Origin of the sequence: Aeromonas sp. s6 (assembly GCF_040907815.1) — a bacterium.
In the GTDB taxonomy this organism is placed as follows: Bacteria; Pseudomonadota; Gammaproteobacteria; order Enterobacterales; family Aeromonadaceae; genus Aeromonas; species Aeromonas caviae.
Window position 1 is genome coordinate 44,687 of record NZ_JBFOCN010000085.1, and the last position, 6,876, is coordinate 51,562.

Annotated in this window: 6 protein-coding genes; 5 read left to right on the plus strand and 1 reads right to left on the minus strand. The window is 60.7% G+C overall.

Annotated features, from left to right (window positions below; translation table 11 throughout):
- Positions 1-240 precede the first annotated feature (240 nt).
- The 5 genes from AB5Y50_RS13345 (at position 241) to AB5Y50_RS13365 (ending at position 5,766) form a co-directional block, all read left to right on the plus strand.
- Positions 241-786: a hypothetical protein gene (locus AB5Y50_RS13345; RefSeq protein WP_010673441.1), complete on the plus strand. Its 546-nt coding sequence runs from the start codon at positions 241-243 to the stop codon at positions 784-786.
- Between the two features lie 57 nt (positions 787-843).
- Entirely contained in the window at positions 844-1,902 is a 1,059-nt protein-coding gene (locus AB5Y50_RS13350; protein ID WP_010673440.1) for a glycosyltransferase family 2 protein, read from the plus strand.
- The gene (locus tag AB5Y50_RS13355) at positions 1,899-2,270 is read left to right on the plus strand and encodes a GtrA family protein (RefSeq protein WP_010673439.1); all 372 of its coding nucleotides are present in this window, start codon (positions 1,899-1,901) and stop codon (positions 2,268-2,270) included. Before AB5Y50_RS13350 ends, AB5Y50_RS13355 begins: the two co-directional genes overlap by 4 nt.
- The gene (locus tag AB5Y50_RS13360; protein WP_029313951.1) at positions 2,270-3,436 is read left to right on the plus strand and encodes a membrane protein; all 1,167 of its coding nucleotides are present in this window, start codon (positions 2,270-2,272) and stop codon (positions 3,434-3,436) included. Before AB5Y50_RS13355 ends, AB5Y50_RS13360 begins: the two co-directional genes overlap by 1 nt.
- 206 nt (positions 3,437-3,642) lie before the next feature.
- Entirely contained in the window at positions 3,643-5,766 is a 2,124-nt protein-coding gene (locus AB5Y50_RS13365) for an alpha-amylase (protein ID WP_010673437.1), read from the plus strand.
- 49 nt (positions 5,767-5,815) lie between these two features.
- On the opposite strand, the gene AB5Y50_RS13370 is transcribed toward AB5Y50_RS13365, so the two are convergent.
- On the minus strand, positions 5,816-6,876 hold a 1,061-nt coding region (locus tag AB5Y50_RS13370), incomplete at its 5' end, for an IS4 family transposase (RefSeq protein WP_368162444.1).

The window sequence follows — 6,876 nt, forward strand, 5'->3', positions numbered from 1 at the left end:
AACAAAGCACAATATCAGCCGTTTGCCTGATGCGCCCCAGGTGGCGGCAGACAGGTTGGCGCCGAAAAAGCCACAATCAAGAAGAGGAAGCAAACGACCCCAAAGCCCCTTTGTAAGCAGGGTGATTGAGGGTTAATATGTGAGCAAATATATTTTTGTGATCCACTATGCTTTTTTTGCAATTGGATTAGCATATGCGCGAAATCTGCCTATCAATCTGTCGGGCGTCGAGTGAGTAATATGACCTACAAAAAGTTCGGTTTTCTGGCTGCCATCCTGGCACTGAGCGGTTTCTACCTTTATACCCTCTATCTGGCCGCTCACCCCAACGTGAGCCTGGCTTACAAGCTCTATTACCTGGAAGGCAAGACCCGTTTCTGGGAGCACAACTCCAGCATGACCTACCAGCCCGGCAACGAACTCAACCTGACCAAGCCGAGCCGCTTCCTCTCAAGCGAAGGCTGGGCCAAGAAGCCCAGCGAGCAAGGCACCGAGCTGAGCGGTCAGGGCGGTCTCTATTTCGTGCTGCCCAAGCAGCAAGCCCAGCCGGAGCAGCTCACCATCCAGGCCAGGATCAACAGCCCCCAGGCTGGTGCCCTGCTCAAGGTGGCGCTGGGTCATGATTTCACCACCACGGTCAAGCTGGCCAAGGCGGGCATCAACGAGATCCGCCTCAGCCTGCCGGGCGACTCCCTGACCGCCGATCCCAAGCGTCCCAACTTCCTGGCGCTCTCCGCCCCGACACCGCTCAACGTCCAGTCCGTGCGACTGACCGTGGCTCAGTGAAGCGGAATGCCCCAAGCATCTGTTCCGTAAAATAATTCTTTCAATAAGGAAGTTCCCATGTCCCGTGCCGATTTTCGACTCTCTCTGGTCGTTCCCGTTTACAACGAGGAAGAGAGCATAGACGCCTTCATCAGCGCGATAGATACCGAACTGGCCCCGCTCAAAGACCAGCTTGAAATCGTGTTCGTCAACGATGGCAGCCGTGACCGCACCCGTGAGGTGGTCGAGCAGGCCATCGCCCGGGATCCCCGTGTGACCCTGGTCAACCTGGCCCGCAACTTCGGCAAGGAAGCGGCCATGACCGCCGGCCTGCACCAGGCCAAGGGCGACGCCATCGTCCCCATGGACGTGGACCTGCAGGATCCCCCCTCTCTCATTCTGGAGTTCGTCAAGCTGTGGCAGACCGGCGACTATGACACCGTCTACGGCATCCGGGTGGATCGCAGCGCCGATACCCCGATGAAACGCCTGACCGCCGGTGGCTTCTACCGCTTCTTCAACGCCCTCTCCACCAGCACCAAGCTGCCGGAGAACGCCGGTGACTTCCGCCTCATCGATCGCAAGGTGGTCGAGGCCATCAAGCAGTTGCCGGAGCGCAACCGCTTCATGAAGGGGCTGTTCGCCTGGGCCGGTTTTCGCGCCGTCGGCGTCCCCTACGAGCGCCCGGCCCGCCATGCCGGCGAAACCAAGTTCAACTACTGGAAGCTGTGGAACTTCGCCCTTGACGGCCTGATGAGCTTCTCCAGCTGGCCGCTGCGGGTGTGGAGCTACATCGGGGTCGGTGTCTCCTTCATCGCCTTCCTCTATATCCTCAAGATCATCACCCAGGTGCTCTTCTTCGGCATCGACGTGCCCGGTTACGCCTCCCTGATGTCGGTTATGCTGTTCCTCGGCGGCATCCAGCTGCTGTCGCTGGGCATCATCGGCGAGTACATCGGCCGCATGTTCGTCGAGGTGAAACAGCGCCCCGTCTACCTCATCGAAGGGGTCTACGGCCAGTACGCCAAGCAGGATGAAGAGCAGAAGCAGGAAGTGCCCACCACCAGCAAGAAGAGCGCTGGCAAGAAGGCCGCCGCGAAAGCCGCTGATGATCAGCAGGAGCAGGCGTCTCAATGATCTCCCGCGAGGAATTCTGGCGGCTGGTTCGCTTCGGTTTTGTCGGCGGGGGGGCCACCCTCGTCGATCTGGGTACCTCCATCGCCCTGTTTCATACCTGGCCGGCCATCTCCGAGCACCTGGTCACGACCCTGGCCTTTGCCGTGGCGTTCTGGTTCTCGTTCTTCGGCCATCGCTACATCACCTTTCAGAAACAAGGTGCCGCCAGCAAGTTCCTGCTGGTTGCCCTCTTCTCTCTGGCGGTGCGTAACCTCATCCTGAGCGGTTTGCTGTTTGCCGGTCTCTCCGGCCTGTTGCCGGTGGTGATCGCCACCCTGACCGTCACCGTGCTCACCTACGTTCTCTCCCGTATCTGGGTTTTTGCCTGATGAATGATATGACCAATACCGCCCCGTCAACCGGGGCTGCACTCCCCTATCGCCCGTCACTGCGCATCAGCGGCCGCGACTGGCTGATGATTGTCGCCGCCTTTGTGCTGAGCCGGGTGGCGCTCTATGGCATGGGCTATTTCGGCGTCCAGCTCTATGGCGCCACCGACATCGGGCCGCTGCAGGCCTACTGCCAGTTCGACTGCGTCTGGTTCCAGCGCATCATCGAGAATGGTTACGACCTCTATCCACGCTGGTTGAGCAAGGGCAATGCGGCGAACTGGGCCTTCATGCCACTCTATCCCATGCTGGCCGGCGGTCTCTCCAGCCTGTTTGACATGGAGAGCCTCATCGGCCTGATGCTGGTAGCCAACATCGCCTTCTTCATCAGCCTGCCCCTGATGCTGCTGGTGCTGCGCCAGCTCAAGCTGGGGGACGACACCGCCCGCTTCGGGGTCTGGCTGCTGGCCTTCTCCCCCTTCTCCGCCTATTTCGTCTCCGGCTATACCGAGCCCATGTTCATGGCCTTGATGCTGGGAATGTTCCTGTTCGCCTACCGCGAACAGTGGCTCATGGTCGCCTTCCTCGGCATCTTCATCTCCGCCACCCGCAACCTGGGGGTGATGATGGTGTTCCCGGTGCTGATCCTGGCCCTGCAGGCCTACGGCTGGCGCGAGTTCTTCCGCTTCACCGAGCGCGCCTTCAAGGTGGTGTTCACCCTCTGGCTCATTCCCCTCGGCCTCTTCTCCTACATGGTCTATCTCTATCACCTCACCGGGGATGCCCTGGCCTTCAAGCACATACAGGTGGCCTGGGGCCGCTATATGGACAGCCCCCTGGACTGGTGGCTGAGCGGCTTCGAGCTGGGGGGGCGCAAGGCCTATCTCTCCATCATGGTGATCTTCGGCTGGTGCCTGAATGGCTACCTGTTCAGCCAGAAACGCTGGGCCGAAGCGACCCTGATGTTCATCTGCTGCACCATCCCCCTGATGACCGGTCTCAACGCCATGCCCCGCTACATGTTCGGCCTCTATCCGACTCTGCTGGCCATCGTGCTGCTGGCCCATCGCTGGCCTGCCATCCGCCCTGCGGTGCTCTGCATCAGCGGCATGGTTGCCTCCTTCATCGCGGTGGCCTTCGTCAACTTCAAGTTCTTCACCGTGTGACGCCACCCCGAATGCCTACAAGCCGGTCAACTGACCGGCTTTTTCATGGCCGCGACACCCGGTTCACACTTTTCCATTCTTGAAAACGTAACCATTTGAACTGACGTCACAAATCGGTATTTTACCGGTCCAAGCCTGCCCCAGCGCGCCCTAGAATGAGTGCCTCAACGGACCCTGCTCCTCACACTCTGCTCAAGGAATGGCTTATGCGTCTCTCTTCGCGCCCCGCTCTTCGCCCATCACCCCTGTGGCTGGCCGTGCTCGCCACACCGCTGTTCATCGGTCAGGCGATGGCCGCCCCCGAGGTCTATCTCCATGTGGATGGCAAACCGGTGGCCGAGGCGCTGACGCTGGACAAGGGCACCGTCACCCTGACCCACAGACTGGACAAGGGGAGCCACCAGATCCGCATCAGCGATGCGGGCAACAGCTGCGGCACCAGCTTCGGGCCAACCGAGGCCAAGCCCCTTCCCTTCGGCACCGCCCAGCCCATGGACAAGTGCAACAAGGGGACAGACTTCCATCTGAGGGTGATGCTGGCGGGGGACTACGAGTTCACCTTCAACCCCGATACCCCCAGCCTCAAGGTGTTGCGGGCAACCAAAAAGAGCGAGTTCAAACGCCAGCCTCCGGAAGAGCCCTGCATCAGCTGGGATGGCGGCCCGGTCACGACATCACTCAAGGGAGTCTGGCCCGACGGCACCCGGTTGCGGGATGCCTACTCGGGACAGGAAGCCGTGGTCAAGGGCGGCAAGATCACCCTGACACCGAGCAAGGAGAGCGGCGGCCTGCTGCTGCTCGAGCCGGTCAAGGCCGCCAAGCCTGCTCCCTTTAGCTGGGATCAGGCGAGCGTCTATTTTCTGCTGACCGACCGCTTCCACAACGGCGATCCCGCCAATGATCACAGCTTCGGTCGTCAGAAGGATGGTCAGGACGAAGTGGCCACCTGGCATGGCGGTGACTTCAAGGGGCTGACCGAGAAGCTCGACTACATCAAGCAACTCGGCATCAACGCCATCTGGATCACCCCCATGGTGGAACAGGTCCACGGCTTCATCGGCGGTGGCGAACAGGGGAACTTCCCCTTCTACGCCTACCACGGCTACTGGGCGCTCGACTTCACCAAGATAGATCCCAACTACGGCGACGAAGAGAGCCTGAAAACCCTGGTGGACGAGGCCCACAAGCGCGGCATGCGGATCATCCTCGACGTGGTGATGAACCACGCAGGCTACGCCACCCTCGCCGACTTGCAGGATCTGGGGCTCACCGATCTCACCCAGAACACCGGCAAACTGCCGAGTCGCTGGAACGAATGGCGCCCGAGCGGCGGCCTCAACTGGCATGGCTACAACCAGTTCATCGACTACCAGTCATCCCACTGGGACAAGTGGTGGGGCCCTGACTGGGTGCGGGCCGGCCTGCCCGGCTACCCGCAACCCGGCACCGACGACGTCACCGGCTCGGTGGCGGGACTGCCGGACTTCCTGACCGAATCCACCAGATCGGTGGGGCTGCCACCGCTGCTCGCTGCCAAAAAAGACACCAGGGCCAAGGCCCTGCCCAACGCCACCGTGAGCGATTACCTCATTGCCTGGCACACCGACTGGGTGCGCCGCTTCGGCATCGACGGCTTCCGTGCCGACACCGTCAAGCACCTGGAGCCCGCGGTCTGGGCCAGGCTCAAGCAGGCGGGCACCGACGCGCTCAAGGAGTGGAAGGCCGCCAACCCGGGCAAGGCCCTCGATGACCTTCCCTTCTACATGGTGGGCGAGGTGTGGGATCACGGGGTCGCCAAGGACTTCTGGTACCAGCACGGCTTCGATTCCCTGATCAACTTCGACTACCAGCGTGAATTCGCCCTGCCCCAGGCCCAGTGCATGGCGGGGGCAGAGCCCACCTATGCGAGCTATGCCAGCCGCATCAACCAGGATCCCGAGTTCAACGTGCTGAGCTACATCAGCTCCCACGACACCAAGCTCTTCTTCGGCGACTACCAGGACGTGGCGCTGCAACGGCGGGTGGCCAACAGCTTCATGCTGCTGCCGGGGGGCATCCAGATCTACTATGGCGACGAGTCCGGCCGGGGGCTTGCCAAGGATGGCGGCGTGTTCGATCAGAGCGTGCGCTCGGACATGAACTGGCAGGAGCTGGCGAGTGGCGAGAAGGCGGAGCTGGTCAAGCACTGGCAACGGCTCGGCCAGTTCCGTGCCGCCCACCCTGCCATCGCGGCGGGCAGCCACAAGAAGATTTCCGATGCCCCCTACGGCTTCGTGCGGGAGAAAGGAGAAGACAAAGTGGTCGTGGTCTTCGCAGGTCGGCAGAAATAGCGACCTGGCCTGAATAAAAAGGGGAGCCGATGGCTCTAATGCCAGTCAGTTAAGCCTGACTGGCATTGTTTTTACTAGGTTTTCTCGTCGCATACTTCTGTGGTTTGGCTTTGATGCACCTTGGGTAACTTCGTTCTCGGCGGGCGGGTAACTTGAACTGCTCTGCCTGTTTGTCCAACTCAGCGACACGCCCTGGAACCATGCCCGGTGACACAAACGGCAGGCAACTGAGTTCATGCAGCAGATACACCGATGCCATGTGAAAGCTCAACTGGCTGGCCGTATAGCCCTTTAAGCTCGCCGCCATCCTAACCATCTGATATCTCAGTAGGTTATAGGCCAATACCAAGCCCCATAGCTCCTGCCTTACTCCATCGGGTTTCTTGCTGCGCAGCGTCAGCCGGTGCTGTTGCAGGCTATGTTTCATCTCCCGATAGCCCAGCTCGATTTCCCAGCGATTCTGGTATAGCTCCATCAACTCGCTGGCCGGGAAGCGCAGCGGGTCGGTGAGCGAGGTCAGCACCTGCCGCTCCTTGCCGTTTACCGTCCGGGTCAGCAGCCGGGCTTCGAACTGCTCCGGCAACTCGCTCCACTTCTTCTTGGCCTGCGGACTGGCACTGAGGCGTACCAGCACATCCTGCCGCCCCAGCTTGCGGATGACCTCGTATTGAGCCCCCTTTTTCAGCGGAATAAGCCAGTGACGCGCTACGCCCTGGCGTTGCCAGGCATGGAGTAACCCCAGTGAGTAGAAGCCCTTATCGAACAGGGTCAGGCTATTATCGGGTGTTTTTTCAATCAGTTGCTCTGCCAACACCATCTCGTTTACCGCACAGGAGTCCATCACTGTCTGGGTCAGCAGATGACTGGTCAGCTCCATCTGACACAACATGCGGACCTGGGGATATTGCGTCTCCCCCTGGACGGTTTTCGACTTGGCAAAGGCGCCGGCATTGTCCGGAGTATCGGGCGTGCGCCAGACCACCCCGTCCACGGCCAGCAGCTGCAAGCCGGCCCAGGTGGGGTGCTGACACTGCTGATGCCAGAGTGTGGCGGTCTGCTGGAACACCTGTCGAACGGCTTGGTCAGCCAGTTTTTGGCGCGCCTGGATGA